The sequence below is a fragment of the Nocardia jejuensis NBRC 103114 genome (assembly GCF_001613145.1).
GTDB classification, from domain to species: domain Bacteria; phylum Actinomycetota; class Actinomycetes; order Mycobacteriales; family Mycobacteriaceae; genus Nocardia; species Nocardia jejuensis.
Map to the genome: position 1 here is coordinate 1 of NZ_BDBU01000002.1, position 15,770 is coordinate 15,770.

17 protein-coding genes and 1 pseudogene are annotated in these 15,770 nt (G+C 67.4%); 4 read left to right on the forward strand and 14 right to left on the reverse strand.

The window, feature by feature from the left end; all coding sequences use genetic code 11:
* Both NJ1_RS00340 and NJ1_RS00345 read right to left on the reverse strand, forming a co-directional pair.
* Positions 1 to 854 (reverse strand): SMP-30/gluconolactonase/LRE family protein (locus NJ1_RS00340; protein WP_067685815.1); only part of this gene is annotated, 854 nt, incomplete at its 3' end.
* Positions 855 to 1,045: 191 nt separating this feature from the next.
* A complete protein-coding gene (locus tag NJ1_RS00345; protein WP_067685817.1) occupies positions 1,046 to 1,372 on the reverse strand; it encodes a hypothetical protein in 327 nt (108 codons plus the stop codon).
* Positions 1,373 to 1,597: 225 nt separating this feature from the next.
* Here NJ1_RS00345 and NJ1_RS37715 point away from each other — a divergent pair, with 225 nt between their 5' ends.
* Genes NJ1_RS37715 through NJ1_RS00355 form a run of 3 tightly spaced genes read left to right on the forward strand, consistent with a single transcriptional unit; the run spans position 1,598 to position 3,153 of the window.
* Entirely contained in the window at positions 1,598 to 1,816 is a 219-nt protein-coding gene (locus tag NJ1_RS37715) for a hypothetical protein (RefSeq protein ID WP_084477588.1), read from the forward strand.
* On the forward strand, positions 1,800 to 2,318 hold the full coding sequence (locus NJ1_RS00350) for a DUF6879 family protein (RefSeq protein ID WP_067685819.1): 519 nt from the start codon (positions 1,800 to 1,802) through the stop codon (positions 2,316 to 2,318). Before NJ1_RS37715 ends, NJ1_RS00350 begins: the two co-directional genes overlap by 17 nt.
* Positions 2,299 to 3,153 (forward strand): helix-turn-helix domain-containing protein, encoded by an 855-nt coding sequence (locus tag NJ1_RS00355; protein WP_067685821.1) that lies wholly within the window; start codon positions 2,299 to 2,301, stop codon positions 3,151 to 3,153. Before NJ1_RS00350 ends, NJ1_RS00355 begins: the two co-directional genes overlap by 20 nt.
* A gap of 1 nt (position 3,154) precedes the next feature.
* On the opposite strand, the gene NJ1_RS00360 is transcribed toward NJ1_RS00355, so the two are convergent.
* The 5 genes from NJ1_RS00360 to NJ1_RS00380 form a co-directional block, all read right to left on the reverse strand.
* Positions 3,155 to 4,060, reverse strand: a complete 906-nt coding sequence (locus NJ1_RS00360; protein WP_067685823.1) for an NAD-dependent epimerase/dehydratase family protein — start codon at positions 4,058 to 4,060, stop codon at positions 3,155 to 3,157.
* Between the two features lie 339 nt (positions 4,061 to 4,399).
* Positions 4,400 to 5,065 (reverse strand): VOC family protein, encoded by a 666-nt coding sequence (locus NJ1_RS00365; protein ID WP_157573660.1) that lies wholly within the window; start codon positions 5,063 to 5,065, stop codon positions 4,400 to 4,402.
* Positions 5,066 to 5,113: 48 nt separating this feature from the next.
* Positions 5,114 to 5,599: a DUF6301 family protein gene (locus NJ1_RS00370; RefSeq protein WP_067685827.1), complete on the reverse strand. Its 486-nt coding sequence runs from the start codon at positions 5,597 to 5,599 to the stop codon at positions 5,114 to 5,116.
* A gap of 200 nt (positions 5,600 to 5,799) precedes the next feature.
* Positions 5,800 to 5,952, reverse strand: a complete 153-nt coding sequence (locus NJ1_RS00375) for a hypothetical protein (protein WP_157573662.1) — start codon at positions 5,950 to 5,952, stop codon at positions 5,800 to 5,802.
* 125 nt (positions 5,953 to 6,077) lie between these two features.
* Positions 6,078 to 6,731, reverse strand: a complete 654-nt coding sequence (locus NJ1_RS00380) for a TIGR03086 family metal-binding protein (RefSeq protein ID WP_084477589.1) — start codon at positions 6,729 to 6,731, stop codon at positions 6,078 to 6,080.
* A gap of 83 nt (positions 6,732 to 6,814) precedes the next feature.
* Here NJ1_RS00380 and NJ1_RS00385 point away from each other — a divergent pair, with 83 nt between their 5' ends.
* The gene (locus NJ1_RS00385; RefSeq protein ID WP_067685831.1) at positions 6,815 to 7,252 is read left to right on the forward strand and encodes a MarR family winged helix-turn-helix transcriptional regulator; all 438 of its coding nucleotides are present in this window, start codon (positions 6,815 to 6,817) and stop codon (positions 7,250 to 7,252) included.
* Between the two features lie 370 nt (positions 7,253 to 7,622).
* Here NJ1_RS00385 and nuoN read toward each other — a convergent pair whose 3' ends face one another.
* From nuoN to nuoH, 7 genes and pseudogenes are all read right to left on the reverse strand, one after another.
* The gene (gene nuoN, locus NJ1_RS00390) at positions 7,623 to 9,239 is read right to left on the reverse strand and encodes an NADH-quinone oxidoreductase subunit NuoN (RefSeq protein WP_067686755.1); all 1,617 of its coding nucleotides are present in this window, start codon (positions 9,237 to 9,239) and stop codon (positions 7,623 to 7,625) included.
* An 11-nt stretch (positions 9,240 to 9,250) separates the two neighbouring features.
* The gene (locus tag NJ1_RS00395; RefSeq protein ID WP_084477591.1) at positions 9,251 to 10,867 is read right to left on the reverse strand and encodes an NADH-quinone oxidoreductase subunit M; all 1,617 of its coding nucleotides are present in this window, start codon (positions 10,865 to 10,867) and stop codon (positions 9,251 to 9,253) included.
* Entirely contained in the window at positions 10,864 to 12,735 is a 1,872-nt protein-coding gene (gene nuoL / locus NJ1_RS00400) for an NADH-quinone oxidoreductase subunit L (RefSeq protein WP_174557037.1), read from the reverse strand. Before nuoL ends, NJ1_RS00395 begins: the two co-directional genes overlap by 4 nt.
* 19 nt (positions 12,736 to 12,754) lie before the next feature.
* On the reverse strand, positions 12,755 to 13,054 hold the full coding sequence (gene nuoK, locus NJ1_RS00405; RefSeq protein ID WP_067685837.1) for an NADH-quinone oxidoreductase subunit NuoK: 300 nt from the start codon (positions 13,052 to 13,054) through the stop codon (positions 12,755 to 12,757).
* Positions 13,051 to 13,956 carry an NADH-quinone oxidoreductase subunit J gene (locus NJ1_RS00410; RefSeq protein ID WP_084477592.1) on the reverse strand — a complete coding sequence of 302 codons (906 nt, stop codon included), beginning with the start codon at positions 13,954 to 13,956 and terminating at the stop codon, positions 13,051 to 13,053. Before NJ1_RS00410 ends, nuoK begins: the two co-directional genes overlap by 4 nt.
* Positions 13,956 to 14,531, reverse strand: a complete 576-nt coding sequence (gene nuoI, locus NJ1_RS40310) for an NADH-quinone oxidoreductase subunit NuoI (RefSeq protein ID WP_281202082.1) — start codon at positions 14,529 to 14,531, stop codon at positions 13,956 to 13,958. Before nuoI ends, NJ1_RS00410 begins: the two co-directional genes overlap by 1 nt.
* Positions 14,520 to 15,758 (reverse strand): annotated as a pseudogene (nuoH, locus tag NJ1_RS00415) (NADH-quinone oxidoreductase subunit NuoH); the annotation flags it as partial. The gene nuoI and the pseudogene nuoH, both read right to left, overlap by 12 nt.
* Positions 15,759 to 15,770: the final 12 nt, after the last annotated feature.

Consider the following 15,770-nt stretch of genomic DNA (forward strand, 5'->3'; position numbering starts at 1 on the left):
GGACGTCCGGCGTGTGGTGCGGGCGCCCGTGCGGTGAGGATCTGCCCGGTGCGATGGGCGGGTGACATGCCTTCCGCGCCTTTCCATTCCGCGGCCACGATGTACAGCGTGGTCCCGTCGGGCCCGCCCAGCATGCAGGCGAACGCGCTGCGATCGATCGGCGCCTCCGCGAGTTCCTTGCCGCCCTCGTGGATTCGCAGGCAGCGGTCCATCGCCGCGGCCCACACCGCACCCTCGGCGTCGATGCAGATGCCGTCGGGATAGCCGTCGACCTCGGCCCAGACCCGGCGGTCCCCGACGGTGGCATCGGGGCGGATATCGAAGGCGGACAGGCGTTTCGCGTGCGATTCGGCGACGATCAGCGTGCCGCCGTCCGGGGTGATGGCCATGCCGTTGGGGAAGTGCAGGTCCTCGGCGATCTGCCGGGCGCCGCCGTCGGGTCCCACCACGGCGAGGATGCCGGGCCGGGGCTCCTGGCCGCTCATCATGTCGTAGCCGATGCTGTTGACGTAGGCATTGCCCCGAGCGTCGACGACGATCTCGTTCCACGGGTACTCGGAGATGCCCGCGAGATCGGCATGGGTGACGAGGGTGCCGTCGGGTTCACGGCGCAGCAGCCTGCGCCCGTCGGCGTTCGACACCACGAGCAGTCGGCCGTCGGGCAGCCAGTCGAAACAGAACGGCAGGCCCGACATCTCCAGCTCGACCGTGGGCGTGCCGTGCACGTCCACGCTGAGTATCTGTCCGGCCGGCCAATCCGAGAGCCACAGACGCCCGTCGTGCCAGCGCGGGGATTCTCCGAGCGCGAGCCCGTCGAGCAGCACCGTGGGGGTCGTCGAATCGCTTCGGGTCATGCTTCACCTCCGGATATGAGTGTCCGAAAGTGCAGACGCCGCCCGCCGCGCGAATTCATCGCACAGCGCACGCGGCGGCACCCGCCACCCGGTGGGTCGTGACCGACACCCGCAACGCCTTCCATTCTGCGGCAACGGCCGTTCACTGCCCGATGCGGCAGCCGGTCCGCGACTCCGCGTTTGCCGCCGAGTCAGTTGGCGCCGGGGGAGGGCGCGTGACGGGTGTAGGTGTTCTCCGGCGTGACGGTGATGAGGTCGGCTACCCGAACGACATCGTCGGGGACGCGGCCGTCGAAGTGTTCCAGGTTCGGGGTGATCACCGCATCGGCGTCCAGGCGCGAGACCGCGGTGCGAACGCGGGTCAGGGGTCGGTCGGTGTCGGGGCCGAAGACGAGAGTCTTGCGCAGGTCGTAGCCGAGTTTCCGCGCGAGCTCCTGGATTTGGAGCTGATCTGCCCGCTGCCGAGTCCCCGATACATCGTGCCGCAGGAATCCGATCGCTGTCGGGACTGGCCGCATTGCCCATTCCTCTCGTCGTTCCGGTGGGATCCGCTGTGAACGCTAAGCGCCGAAGTCGGTGCGGCGGAAGGTTGTTGCGAAACGTAGCGGATTTTGTACCGAAACGGCGTGTTCGCAGGTCATCTGGCGCGCGCGTGGGTGTCGCGTCTTGACGTGTCGGGTGGGCGGCGCGACGATTGACACTCCGCTGAGCAACAGACCGCAACAACAAGGCAGGGACAGCTCATGCGTCTTACATTCATTGCCAAGGACCCCGGCTCGAATCCTTCCGGATCTCCGACCCTGTATCGCACCGATCGCGATTCGTGGGTGGTGCAGGGCTGGGTCGTCACCGACCCCGCGGCTCTGGCCAGAATGGACATTCCTGAAGGAGAATCATGTGTGGAGATTCCAGACCGTCTGATCCCCTTTTTCGGGCAGGGAGACAGTGATCTCGATCAGTGACGACGAGTTCGACCGTCTACTGAGGGAATTCGATCGCGAGGCCGTCCATCTGGAGACCCGTGATGCGTACGGCACCACGGTGGAACTTCCGTACCTGGCGAAGTGGTCGGCCGGCGAACCGGACGACCTGAGCTGGCTCGACGGCTGGCGCGCGACCCTCGGCACGCACGTGCGCGCGGGACGCTCCATCCGGCGCGCACGCATCGTGTCCGAACCGCTGAGCGCGTACCAGCGCTGGTCGCACAGCATCGCTCACGCGCTGGTCGAGGCCGGGGAGGACATCCGCTGGGTGCCGCGCCGCCGGATCTCGTCCATTGCGTTGCCCGGCAACGATTTCTATCTCCTGGATGCCGCACTGGTGATCTACCTGCACTACACCGGCGACGGAGGCGCCGCCGGCAAGTCCGTCTCGACCGATCCACACGACATCCGCCTGTGCCACACGGCTTTCGAGGCGGTGTGGCGATCCTCGGTACCGCATCGTGACTACCAGCCCCAGTAGCGCCGCCGCCGAGGCGCGACGATCCCTCGGCGCACGCCTGCGCGAATTGCGCACCGGGGCAGCCCTGACCGTTCGCCAGCTCGGCGTGAGCACGGGCCAGCATTTCACCCGGGTGTCGAAGATCGAGAACGGCGTGCAGCCGCCCTCGGACCATGACATCCGGGAGTGGTGCCGCGCCTGCGGCGCCGAGGATCAGGTCCAGGATCTGCTCGCGACCCTGCACGCGGTGGATTCGGCGTATCTCGAGTTCCGCCGCGAATCGCGGGCCGGAATGAAGCGGGTGCTGGGCGCGCACACCCCGCGCAGATACCAGCAGACCAGCGTCTTCCGGATCTATGAGCACAATGTGATTCCCGGTCTGTTCCAGACCGCGGAGTATTCGGCGGCCATGCTGGCGTTCTGGATTCGATTCCTCGGCACGCCCAATGACGCGGAGGAAGCCGTCGCGGTGCGCATGGAGCGTCAGCGCATCCTGCAGCGCGGCGGTAAACGCTTCGTCGTCGTGCTCGAGGAGCAGGCGCTGCGCACCTGGTTCGGCACCCGGGAGGTACAGGCCGGTCAGCTCGGCCGACTGCTGGAACTGATGGCTCTGCCCAATCTTTCGCTCGGCATCATCCCTCTCATGCGCGAGCGTGAAGCCGTGGCCTCCGCGGGTTTCTGGATCTTCGACGACGATCTCGTCGCCCTCGAAACCCCCACCGCCAGTATCCAAGTCACCCGCCCCGACGAACGCCTGCAGTACGCCCGCATGTTCGAGGTCCTCAAGGGCGCCGCGGTCTACGGCCGTGAAGCCCGAGCGCTCATCCTGCGAGTCCTGGCCGAACTCGACCACTGACCTACGGCTGCCGCGACATCGCCTGCCAGGCTTCGGCGATGATCCGGTCCAGATCGGAATGCGCGGGGGTCCAGGACAATTCGCGGCGCGCCTTGGCTGGATCGCACACGAGTGCCGCCGACTCGGGTACCGGCGGGTTGTGCCGGATCGGAACGCGCCGCCCGGTGACCCGCTCCACGGCGGCGACCACATCGAGAATGCTGGTGCCGGTGCCACTTCCGATGTTGTACCGGGTGGCGCCGGATGTGGTGCGGTCCAGTGCCGCGACGAAGGCGGTCGCCGCATCGGCCACGTGCAGATAGTCGCGAATCGCAGTGCCGTCGCCATTGATCGTCAGGGGAGTGCCTGTCACCACGGCGTCCAGCGTCCGGGGTACCAGCCCGGACGGGTTCGCCCCGGTCCCACCGGTCAGGTTCAACAACCGGATCACCGTGGCGGACAAGCCGGTTGCCCCGGCCTCGGCCTCGACGGCGAGTTCGGCGGCGAGCTTGCTGGCGGCATACGGGTGCGGCGGTGCGTCGGGAGCATCCTCGGTCAGGGCGCGATCCGGTGAGCTCGCGTAGATCGCCGCCGTCGACGCGAACGCCAGACGCGTCACCCCCGCGGCCGCCATGGCCTCGAGCACCCCGATCGTGCCGCTGGTATTCACCCGGAAATACCGCAGCGGCTCGGTGAGAGACTCGCGAGCGCGAGCCAGCCCCGCGAGATGAGCCACCGCGTCGACACCCTCCATCGCCCGCCGAAGCGCACCCGCCTCGAGCACATCCGCGACCCGAACCTCGGCCGCCCCGGGAATCGGCGCACCCGGCGTATGCACCATGGCGACCACGTCGTGCCCCGCCGAACCGAGGGCCGCGACGACGGCTCGCCCGAGATATCCACCTGCACCGGTGACGAGTACGCGCACCGGGCCATCCTCGCACCGCTGACGACCGAGTCCTGGGAGTGGGTCGGCTGGACGTCCCGCGGCGGCTGCGCGCGCGGGTCTCCCGCGTGTTCACGCGTGGCGCGGACCGACCCCGGCGAGCACGGCAATTGATCTCGAGCTGCGGTCCGGCGATACCGTCGCCGAGGCAGCGTGAGATCGAGGATCGGGCGGCCGTTGGACCGGAGGTGTCGGACTGCTGTCGCGTCTCCGGCCGAGCGATCGCTCGGCGTCCACACTCCTTCAGCGCCACGCATCAGCGAGTGGATCGGCCCGGCTCCTGCTGCTGAATGCGGGAGCAAGACCGGGCCGCAACGACTTTCAGTGCGACCGACCGCGAAGTTCCGCATCGAGCGAGGTCTGCAAGTAGGTCATCGCTTCGATCGCGCCGGGATCGCTCGCCGCAGCCGCAAACTGTTCCGCCGGAATATCTTTCACATGCGCCTGGATCCACCAGATATTGCCGAACGGATCGCGCACCCGTCCGACTCGATCCCCGAAGAACAGCTCCGTCACCGCGGTGACCGACGTGGCCCCGGCCCTGAGCGCCTGCTCGTAGACCGCATCGGCATCCGCGACGAACAGCCGGATCAGCGAGGGCGTCACCGGCCACCCCGGCCGAGAGTCGAAAGCCATCACCACCGAATCACCGATCCGCGCCTCCGCGTGTCCGATGCTCCCGTCCGCGTTGGCAATGCGCGCCAGTTCCTGCGCCTCGAACGCCTCGCTCAGGAAGTCCATGAGCGCACCGGTATCGGGTCCACTGATCCACGGCGTCACGCTCGCGTAGCCGGCGGGCACATGCTCGGAAGTGTTGCTGGTCAACGTATGTCCTCCATCGATTCGCTGATGAGAACGACGATATCCATGAAATAGGTCTGATCGTGTCTTAGTTCCAGAGAGGCCGCCGACCGACCATCGATCGCGCGAACTCGGCGTTCCAGTGCGTTGCAGATGATCGAGATAGCCCCAGCCCGAATACGCCATGTGTCCCACATCGATCGCTCGGATTTCGTGGAACCGATTCGTGCCAGCTCAGTACGCCGCGAAGTCGTCCGGGGTGTCGAGCCATCCCTGGTAGGCGGGGTTGACCAGGTAGAGGTTGATGTATCCGCGCAGCACATAGAGCCGGACAACCAGATTGTTGCGGTCCCACCGCGCCTTTGGCTTCGGTCCCCGTCGAACATCGTGGGGCGGGCCCAGCACAGTTGCCAGGCGGGCCACCAGAGTGTCGTATTCGCCGTGCAGCCGCTGTATTGCCGCGCCGTCGCTCGCATCGACCTGGTCAGTGACGACCATGATCAGCGCACCGATGCCGCCCTGGTCCCAGTCGCGCCAATACGCCTGGGACTGCGCCGCTGAGAGATCGGTGCGGAGGGTCGCCGTTCGCTTGGTTCGGCTGACAACCCCTGCCCACCCGAGCACATCGCACAGCGGGATGAGGTCATCCTCGGTCCAGCTCCAGTCGAACGATGCTGCAACGGTGGCGATGTGCTCGACTTTCTCAGTTTCGACCAACATGAGCACTTTCTATTGTGCGATAGGTCAACTACCTTGCCCTGAACGGACCAGTTTCGCTGATCATGCCCAGCCCCAACTGCCGAGATGCTCTCCTACCCTTCGATCTTCGGCAGACCACTCGCTCATCGGCAGTAGCGGACATTCCGCCTGCTCGGCTCGGCGAATCCATCAGATCCTGGTTCTCGGTAGCCTGCAGCGGTTTACCTCGCCGTTTCGCGCTCGGAGAGGAAGGCGTCGAGCAGTTCGAAAATCATTGCTAGCAGGTGCGCTTCCGGCTCCAGGGTGCGGTCGACGCCGAATTCGCTGTCCTGCAGCGCGATATCTTCGAGTAGGGCTCGCCAGGCGAGTTGCATTCCGCGGCCTTCATTCTTGATGAGTAGCCACTCTCGGAAGTCGTCCAACCCCCTGAGTTCGGGGTGTGCCCGCTGACTACTCATGGTGTGCGGCAGCTGATTCGGGGCGGACGGTCACAGACCGGTCAGCCCGGCCAGTTGGGGGAGCGGCCGAGCATGGCGAGGATGTCGTCGAGGGCGGAGTTTCCGGACCATGGCACCTCGGGGGCGAAGGCCGCTCCGGGAGCGGTGCGGAGTGCGCCGCCGGGGACGGACCGGGCGATGGGGAGGGCGGCCGCGAGGACGTCGTCATCGAACGTGATCGTCCGCCCGAGGGTTCGGGCGAGGTCCCAGGTGTGCACGACGTAGTCGATGAAATGGAAGCTGACGGCCTGTCTGCCGGAGAAGGTGAAATCGGTGGTGAACTCCGGAAGGGGGAACTGGCGGTCGAGGACACCGTCCTCGGCGAAGGCGGCCACGACGTGTTCCGCGGCGGCGCGATACTCCGCGACGGGGTCCGGCCCGAGCGGTCGCACTTTCCACAGCGCCGGATCGCCGTTGCCGCGTGACGCGGCGGCGAACCCGTGGTGCTGGGCGATCGAATGGGTGAGCAGCCCGTGCAGGGTCCAGTCCGCACACGGGGTGGGCTTGACGAGATCGGCTGTCGTGACGGCGGATACGACATCGATGCTGGCTCGGAGGGCTCGCGCGTGCACCGAGATCAGGTCGATCCCGGCTCCCAGGGTGTCGAGCGAGTTCAGTTCCCGCGTGGTGTCGGCTGCTGTGGAATCGGTGGTCATCGTGCGGTCCTCTCGATCCAATTGATAAGCTGCTGCATATCGTATGCTTCAGCTTACGATAAGCCAAGCTGTATTTTCGATACATGCCGCACGCCCAGCGCCCCGATCTCGCCGCGATGCTCCTGCCGCTGGGCCGTGCCCTCGCCACCGCGGAACTGCCGGTGCTGGAACGCCACGACCTGTCCATGTGGGGCTACGTGGTCCTGCTCGGCCTCGGTGACGAACCCGTCTACACCCAGGCTGCCCTGGCCAAGGCGATCGGCGCCGACAAGACCCGCATCATCGGCGTCCTCGACGAGCTCCAGCATCGGGCCCTGATCCGCCGCGACCCCGACCCCGCCGACCGCCGCGCCCGCCTGCTCTCGCTCACCCCCGCCGGCCGCACCCTCCGCGACCGCGCCCAAGCCGAGATCCAAGAGAAGGAAAACCTTCTGCTGGACCAACTCCCGGCCGCCGATCGCACAGCGTTTCTCCGGTCGCTGCACACCCTGTGGTCCTCGATCGCCGACCAGAAGAGTTGAGCAAGCGCTCCTCGCCTGCCCCGCCTCCGCCCCCGACCTCGCCCGCGACCCCGCCTCGACCCGCGACCCTGGCTCGACCCGAGTACCCCGGCCACGACCCGCGCCCTGGCTACGACCCGCGCCCTGGCTACGACCCGCGCCTCGGCTACGACCCGCGCCTCGGCTACGACCCGCGACTCGGCTACGACCCGCGACTCGGCTACGACCCGCGACTCGGCTACGACCCGCGACTCGGCTACGACCCGCGCCCCGGCCACGACCCGCGCCCCGGCCTCAGCGCTGAAGCGGTCCAGACCCGGGGCAACCTCGGCATCGAAACCGAAAGGCCCGCCCTGGATTACGGCGGGCCTTTCGGTAATCGGACAACCACTCAGCGAGCGAAGCTCGACGCACTCTCCGCGAGATCCAGCAGCGGCTGCGGGAAGATGCCGAGCACCAGCGTCGCCGCCGCGGTGACCGCGACCAGCGTGGTCGTCATGGTCGGGAACACCAGGACCGGTGGCGCAGTGGGTGCGTCGGTGAAGAACATGAGCACGATGACGCGAATGTAGAAGAACGCCGCGATCGCACTGCAGATCACACCGACGATCACCAGCGGCGTGGACCCGCCCGCGGAAGCCGCCGCGAACACCGCGAACTTGGCGATGAACCCGCTAGTGAGCGGGATGCCCGCGAAGGACAGCAGGAACAGCGAGAAGATCGTCGCCAGCCAGGGCGAGCGCCGCCCCATCCCCGCCCAGGACGCGAGAGTCGTTGCCTCGTCGCCGTTCTCGTCCCGGACCAGGCTGACGATCGCGAACGCGCCCAGTGTGCCCAGCCCGTAGACCGACAGATAGAACAGCACCGAGGAGATGCCCTGGTCGTTGGCCGCCACCAGCGCCGTCAGAATGAAACCGGCATGCGCCACGGACGAATACGCGAGCATGCGCTTCATATCGGTCTGCGTGATGGCCAGCACCGCGCCCACGATCATGGTGGCGATGGCGATCGCCCCGAGCACCGGCCGCCAATCGTCGCGCAGCCCCGGCACCGCGACGTACAGCACCCGCAGCAGCGCACCCACCGCCGCGATCTTGGTGGCCGCGGCCATGAACGCGGTGATCGAGGTCGGCGCGCCCTGGTACACATCGGGCACCCAGGACTGGAACGGCACCGCGCCGATCTTGAACAGCAGTCCCACCGCGAGCAGCCCGACCCCCAGGACGGCGAGCGTGTGCGACGTACCGCCGTCGCGCGCAACGGCATCCGCGATACCGCTGAGTCGCACCGTGCCCGCGTACCCGTACAGCAGCGCCATTCCGTAGAGGAAGAACGCCGAGGAGAACGCCCCGAGCAGGAAGTACTTGAGCGCGGCCTCCTGCGAGAGCAGCCGCCGACGCCGCGCCAGCCCGCACAGCAGGTACAGCGGCAGCGAGAGCACCTCGAGCGCGACGAACATGGTCAGCAGATCGTTGGAGGCCGGGAACAACATGAGCCCGGCCACCGCGAACATGGTGAGCGGGAAGACCTCGGTGGTGGCGATTCCGGCCTTGGTCGCGGCGATCTCGTCGGAGCTGCCGGGCATGGACGCGGCCTGCGGGGCGAAGGCGTCGACCCCGCGCGAGGCGGCCAGACTCCAGGTGCCCGGCCCCTCTCGGTGGACGGGCTGCCGATCGGCTCGCCGCTCGGCGATGAACAGCAGTCCCAGGATCGAGACCACCAGGATGGTGCCCTGCATGAACAGGGTCACCCCGTCGACGGCCACCGCGCCCACCACGGCTGTCTCGTTCGTGCCGCGCAATCCGATGACCGCGCCGAACGCGACGCCCATACCGCCCAGCGCCAGAATCACCTGCAGCACATACCGGGCCGCGCGGGGCGCGAACGCCTCCACGAGCACCCCGGCCACCGCGACACCGAACACGATGAGCATCGGTGACAGGTCCCGCCACTCGATGCTCGGTGCGGGCACCGCGGCGGCGAGGATCGTGGCCGAGTCGACATTCAGGGGTGTTCCGCTCACTTGTGAGCACCTCCGCTAGGCGTTGTGGCGGCTTCCGGTTTCACGGCCGGGGCCGGATCGTGCTGTCCGATCGTGGTGAGCGTGCGTGCCACGGCCGGATCGATCCGGTCCAGCGCGGGTTTCGGATACGCGCCCAGGAACAGCAGCGCCGCGATCAGCGGGACCACCACCACCATTTCCCGGGGCAGCAGATCGTAGAGCTTCTCGTTGCCCGCCTTGACCGGACCGGTCATCATCCGCTGGTACATCCACAGCACGTAGAGCGCCGCGAGCACGAGCGCGGTGGAGGCGAAGATCGCCGCCACCGGGTATCGCGTGAAGGTTCCGATCAGGACCATGAATTCGCTGACGAACGGCGCGAGTCCCGGCAGCGACAGCGTCGCCAGACCGGAGATGAAGAAGGTGCCCGCCAGAATCGGCGCGACCTTCTGCACGCCGCCGTAGTCGGCGATGAGGCGGGTTCCCCTGCGCGACACCAGGAATCCGGCGATGAGGAACAGCGCCGCGGTCGAGATGCCGTGATTGACCATGTAGAGCGTCGCCCCGGTTCCGCCCTGGGTGGTCATCGCGAAGATGCCCAGGATGATGAATCCGAAGTGCGAGATCGAGGTGTACGCGATCAGCCGCATGACGTCGGTCTGCCCGATCGCCAGCAGCGCGCCGTAGATGATCCCGATCACCGCGAGCACGCTGATCACCGGCGCGTACGTGGCGGAGGCGGAGGGGAACAGCAGCAGGCAGTAGCGCAGCATGCCGAAGGTGCCGACCTTGTCCACGACCGCCATCATGAGCACCGCGCTGGCGGGAGTGGCCGATACCGCCGCGTCCGGCAGCCACGTGTGCAGCGGCCACAGCGGCGCCTTCACCGCGAACGCGAACATGAAGCCCAGGAACAGCGCGTTCAGCACCGCGGGCGCGGCCCCGAGCTGCCCGGAGTTGGCCGCCTGCATGACGATTCGGAAATCGAACGTCCCGGCTCCGTCGACGCCGAGCTTCTCCCGCGCGGTGATCACGTACAGCCCGATCACCGCCGCGAGCATGATGAGCCCGCCGAACAGGTTGTACAGCAGGAACTTCACCGCGGCCCGGGACCGCTGCTGCCGCACCGCGACATCGCTCGTCCTCGGCCCGAATCCACCGATGAGGAAATACATCGGGATGAGCATGACCTCGAAGAACACATAGAACAGCAGGATGTCCAGCGAGACGAAGGAGATCAGCACCATCGCCTCGACGACCAGCGTCAGGGCCACGTAGTAGTGCGTCACCCGTGCTCCGGTGCCGACCTCGCGCTCGTCCTGCCAGCCGGCCAGCAGCAGCAGCGGCACCAGAGCGGCGGTCAGGAGCACCAGCACCAGCGCGATGCCGTCCATGCCGACGGTGTAGCCCGCGCCGAAAGCCGGTATCCACGTGCGTGATTCGACGAATTGGTACTGCTCACCGCCGGGTTCGAACTGGGTGGCGAGCCAGATCCCGATACCGAGGGCGGCCAGCGAGACGACCAGCGCGAAGGATCGCGCCGCCGTGCGCCAGGCCGCCGGAAACAACAGCACCAGTGCGGCTCCCGCGAGTGGAACCACCCAGAGCATCGTGAGCCAAGGCAAATCCCTCACAGCAACCTCACCGCCAGCAGGGCGGCGGCCACCAGGGCCGCGCCGGTGAACATGGACAGGGCGTAGGAACGCACGAAGCCGGTCTGCACCTGGCGCACTCGTGCGGACAGGCCGCCGATGACCGCGGCGGTGGTGTTGACCAGACCGTCGATACCGCGGCTGTCGAGGAAGACCAGCGAGCGGGTCAGATGCCGGCCGGGACGCATGAACGCGGCCTCGTTGAAGTCGTCGCCGTACAGGTCGCGGCGGGCGGCTTCGGTGAGTGGCGTTCCCGCCGTGGCGGTTTCGGGGATGGCCCCCCTGGCGTACTGGTCGTAGGCCACCCACACGCCCGCGGCGACCACCGCGAGGGCGAAGAAGGTGATCGCCCAGGCCGGGATGACCGGTTCACCGTGATGCGTGCCGACCACCGGAGCCAGCCAGTTCTGCAGCGAGGACCCGTACGCCAGCAGGCCGCCGGAGAACACCGAACCGAACGCCAGCAGGATCATCGGGCCCGTCATCGAGGCGGGTGACTCGTGCGGGTGTGTGCCCTCTTTCCAGCGCTGCTCGCCGAAGAAGGTGAACAGCATGACGCGCGTCATGTAGAACGCGGTGATGCCCGCGCCCGCGAGCGCCGCCAGGCCGGTGACGATGCCGCCGAAACCACCGTGCGCGAACGCCGCCTCGATGATCCGATCCTTGGAGAAGAAGCCCGCGAACGGCGGAACACCAAGGATCGCAAGGTAACCCAGCCCGAAGGTGACGTACGTGATGGGCAGCAGCTTGCGCAGCCCGCCGTAGCGCCGCATATCGGTCTCGTCGTCCATGGCGTGCATGACCGAACCCGCGCCGAGGAACAATCCGGCCTTGAAGAAGCCGTGCGTGAGCAGGTGCATGATCGCCGCCGCGTAACCGACCGGACCGAGTCCGGCCGCGAGCACCATATAGCCGATCTGGCTCATGGTCGAGGCGGCGAGGGCCTTCTTGATGTCGTCCTTGGCGCAGCCGATGATCGCGCCGTACAGCAGCGTCACCGCCCCGACCGCCATCACCGCACTCTGCGCGGCGGGAGCCAGATCGAAGATCGGATTGGCCCGTGCGATGAGATACACGCCGGCGGTGACCATGGTGGCCGCGTGGATGAGCGCGGACACGGGAGTCGGACCCTCCATCGCGTCCCCGAGCCAGGCCTGCAGTGGTACCTGCGCGGACTTGCCGCACGCGCCCAGCAGCAGCAGAAGCCCGATGCCCGTGAGGGTTCCGGAGCTCGCCTGATCCGCCGCTCCGAACACGGTGCGGTAGTCGACCGAGCCGAAGGTGGCGAACATGATCATCAGTGCGATGGCCAGGCCCATATCGCCGACCCGGTTGACCACGAACGCCTTCTTGGCCGCGGTCGCGGCCGAGGGCTTGTGGTTCCAGAATCCGATCAGCAGGTAGGACGCCAGGCCCACGCCTTCCCACCCGAGGTACAGCACCAGGAAGTTGTCCGCGAGGACCAGCACCAGCATCGCGGCCAGGAACAGGTTGAGGTAGGCGAAGAAGCGCCGCCGCTCCGGGTCATGGCTCATGTAGCCGATCGAATAGATGTGGATCAGCGATCCGACACCGGTGATCAAGAGCGCGAAGCACATCGAGAGCTGATCGAGTTGCAGCGCGAAGTCCACCTGCAATCCCGTGACCGGCAGCCAGCTGAAGAGGTTGTAGTGCACCGCCCGTTGCGCGTCGGCTCGGTCCAGCATCTCCAGGAACGCCCAGGCGGCCACCCCGAAGGATCCGAGCGCGAGCACGGTTCCCAGCAGGTGACCCATTTTATCGCTGAATCGTCCCAGCAGCAGCAGGGATACGGCGCCGCCCAAGGGCAGGGCGGGCAGCAGCCACAGCATCATCTGTGCGGTACTCATATCAGTACCGCAGCAGGTTGGCGTCGTCGACCGAGGTCGAGCGACGGGCGCGGAAGATGGTCATGATGATGGCCAGGCCGACGACGACCTCTGCGGCGGCGACCACCATGGTGAAGAACGCGAACACCTGACCGTCCAGATTGCCGTGCAACCGGGCGAAGGTGACGAAGGAGAGATTGACCGCGTTGAGCATGAGCTCGATGCACATGAACACCACGATCGCGTTGCGCCGCACCAGCACTCCGGCCGCGCCGACGGTGAACAGCAATGCCGAGAGATACAGATAGTTGTCCGGGTTCACCGCGAGCCTTCCTGGTCGTCTTGGCCGCCACGGGGGTCTTCGTCATGCGCGCCGGCGCCGTCGGTTCCGGCATGGGAGCCGTTGCCGCCGTTGCTCTCCGGGCCGTGCGCGGCGTTGCCGTTCGTGCCGACGGTCCGGACCACGGCCTCGGTGTGGGCGCGGTCGCGCCGGTGCCGCAGGATCGTGCTGACCGACAGCTCCTCGAACGAGCCGTCCGGCAGCCGAGCGGGCGCGTCGACGGCGTTGTGGCGCGCGTACACGCCCGGCGTCGGCAGCGGTGTGACCCGCGAACCGTCCTTGAATCGCCGGATCGACTGCGCGCGTTGGCCACTCGGCGGCCCGAACCGCTCCCGGTGTGCCAGCACCATGGCGCCCACGGTCGCGGTGATCAGCAGTGCGCCGGTCAGCTCGAACGCCCACACGTACCGCACGAAGAGCAGCTCGGCCAGCGCGCCGATGGCGTCGTCGCCGCCCAGGCCCGCACCGGTCTCCGCGACGCTGGTCTCGGACATGCCGCGCGCGACGGCCGCGATGACGAGCATGCCGAACCCGATGCCGACGAACAGCACCGCGAGCCGCTGCCCGCGCAGCGTCTCGCGCAGGGACTCCTGCGAATCGACGCCGACCAGCATGAGCACGAACAGGAAGAGCATCATGACCGCACCGGTGTAGACGACGATCTGCACGATGCCCAGGAACAGGGCGTTCTGCGCGATGTAGAACGCCGAGAGCGTGATCATGGTGGCGGCCAGGCAGAGTGCGGAGTGCACGGCCTTGCGGGCGCACACCATGCCCAGCGCGCCGAGCACCGCCACCACCGACAGGATCCAGAACTGCACGGCCTCACCGGAGGAGGTGTGCGTGAGCACCTCCTGTGCCGCATGGACATCGGCCGGGTTCATCACCGCTTTCCTCCTTCGCTGACGGCCATTTCGGTTGCCGCGCCCGGTACTTCACCGCGGTAGTACGAACCCTCGTCCGCGCCGGGGTACATATCGTGCGGCGGCGGCGCCATGCCCGCGAGCATCGGCGCGAGCAGATCCGTCTTCTCCAGGATCAGATCCGCGCGATTGTCGTCGGCCATCTCGTACTCGTTGGTCATGGTCAGCGCCCGGGTCGGGCACGCCTCGATGCAGAGGCCGCACCCGATGCAGCGCAGGTAGTTGATCTGATAGACCCGCCCGTACCGCTCACCGGGCGAGAAGCGCGCGTCCTCGGTGTTGTCCGCGCCCTCGACATAGATGGCGTCCGCCGGGCACGCCCAGGCGCACAGCTCGCAGCCGATGCACTTCTCCAGCCCGTCGGGATGCCGATTGAGCTGATGCCGCCCGTGATAGCGCGGCTGGGTCGGGGTCTTGACCTCGGGGTACAGCTCGGTGTTCGGCTTCTTGAACATGGTGGCCGCGGTGACGAAGAAGCCGCCGAGCGGTTCCAGCAGACCGGGTTTCGGGCCGCTCGCGGCCGGTTCGGCGGGCATGGGCGGCACCGGGAAGTCCGCGTACGCGGAGGTGGCGTGCTCATCGGGCGCGGCCTTGCTGCGATCGTCGCCCGCATGCCCGGCGCGCAGGAACATCCCGACGATCAGGCCCGAGATGAGTAGTCCGCCGACGACCATGCCCCAGGTCTGCACGTGGATGCCCTCGTTCTGCAGCGCCCGCAGGGTCGCCACGAACATGACCCAGGCCAGCGAGACCGGAATCAGCAGCTTCCAGCCGAGATTCATGAACTGGTCGTAGCGCAGTCGCGGCAGCGTGCCGCGCAGCCAGATGAACACGAACAGGAAGCCCCACACCTTGGCGGTGAACCACAGCATCGGCCACCAGCCGGAGTTCGCGCCCGCCCACAGGCTGATCGGGAACGGTGCGTGCCAGCCGCCGAAGAACAGCGTGGTCGCCAGCGCGGAAACCGTTGCCATGTTGATGTATTCGGCCATCATGAACATGGCGAACTTGAGCGAGGAGTACTCGGTGTGGAAGCCGCCGACCAGCTCGCCCTCGGCCTCGGGGAGGTCGAAGGGCGCGCGGTTGGTCTCACCGACCATGGAGACGGCGTAGATCAGGAACGAGGGCAGCAGCAGGAAGACGTACCAGGTTCCCTCCTGCGCCTTGACGATTCCCGAGGTGGCCATGGTGCCGGACAGCAGGAACACCGCCGCGAAGCACAGCGCCATGGCGATCTCGTACGAGATCACCTGCGCGGTGGAGCGCAGCCCGCCCAGCAGCGGGTAGGTGGATCCGGACGCCCAGCCCGCCAGCACGATGCCGTACACGCCGACCGAAGCCATGGCCAGCACGTAGAGCACGCCCACCGGCATATCGGTCAGCTGCAGCGGAGTGCGGTGCCCGAACATCGAGACCTCGGGCCCGAACGGGATCACCGCGAACGCCATCACGGCCGGGATCAGCGAAATGACCGGCGCGAGAATGAAGATGGGCTTGTCCACGATGGCCGGGACGATGTCTTCCTTGAGCAGCATCTTCACGCCGTCGGCGATGGATTGCAGGCTGCCGCGCGGGCCGACCCGGTTGGGGCCGACGCGCATCTGCATGAACGCCACGATCTTTCGCTCGGCGTACACCGCGATCATCGGAATGAGCAGCAGGAACACGAAGATGCCGACCGACTTGACCAGCACCAGCCACCACGGATCGTGGCCGAAGACCCCGAGCGGATTCGCCTCGGGCGCGGCGGCAGCGTGCGTCACCGCGAATCCCGC

Bases quoted from the DNA above. Each gene is read 5' to 3' on its own strand.
- NJ1_RS00370 (WP_067685827.1), bottom strand. From the start codon at position 5,599: ATGTTGGTCGAAACTGAGAAAGTCGAGCACATCGCCACCGTTGCAGCA.
- NJ1_RS00365 (WP_157573660.1), bottom strand. From the start codon at position 5,065: ATGGCGTATTCGGGCTGGGGCTATCTCGATCATCTGCAACGCACTGGA.
- NJ1_RS00375 (WP_157573662.1), bottom strand. From the start codon at position 5,952: ATGCAACTCGCCTGGCGAGCCCTACTCGAAGATATCGCGCTGCAGGAC.
- nuoI (WP_281202082.1), bottom strand. From the start codon at position 14,531: ATGCCCGCCGAACCGGCCGCGAGCGGCCCGAAACCCGGTCTGCTGGAA.
- NJ1_RS00345 (WP_067685817.1), bottom strand. From the start codon at position 1,372: ATGCGGCCAGTCCCGACAGCGATCGGATTCCTGCGGCACGATGTATCG.
- nuoL (WP_174557037.1), bottom strand. From the start codon at position 12,735: ATGCTGTGGCTGCTGCCCGCCCTGCCCTTGGGCGGCGCCGTATCCCTG.
- NJ1_RS00380 (WP_084477589.1), bottom strand. From the start codon at position 6,731: ATGACCACCGATTCCACAGCAGCCGACACCACGCGGGAACTGAACTCG.
- NJ1_RS00385 (WP_067685831.1), top strand. From the start codon at position 6,815: ATGCCGCACGCCCAGCGCCCCGATCTCGCCGCGATGCTCCTGCCGCTG.
- NJ1_RS37715 (WP_084477588.1), top strand. From the start codon at position 1,598: ATGCGTCTTACATTCATTGCCAAGGACCCCGGCTCGAATCCTTCCGGA.
- NJ1_RS00410 (WP_084477592.1), bottom strand. From the start codon at position 13,956: ATGAACCCGGCCGATGTCCATGCGGCACAGGAGGTGCTCACGCACACC.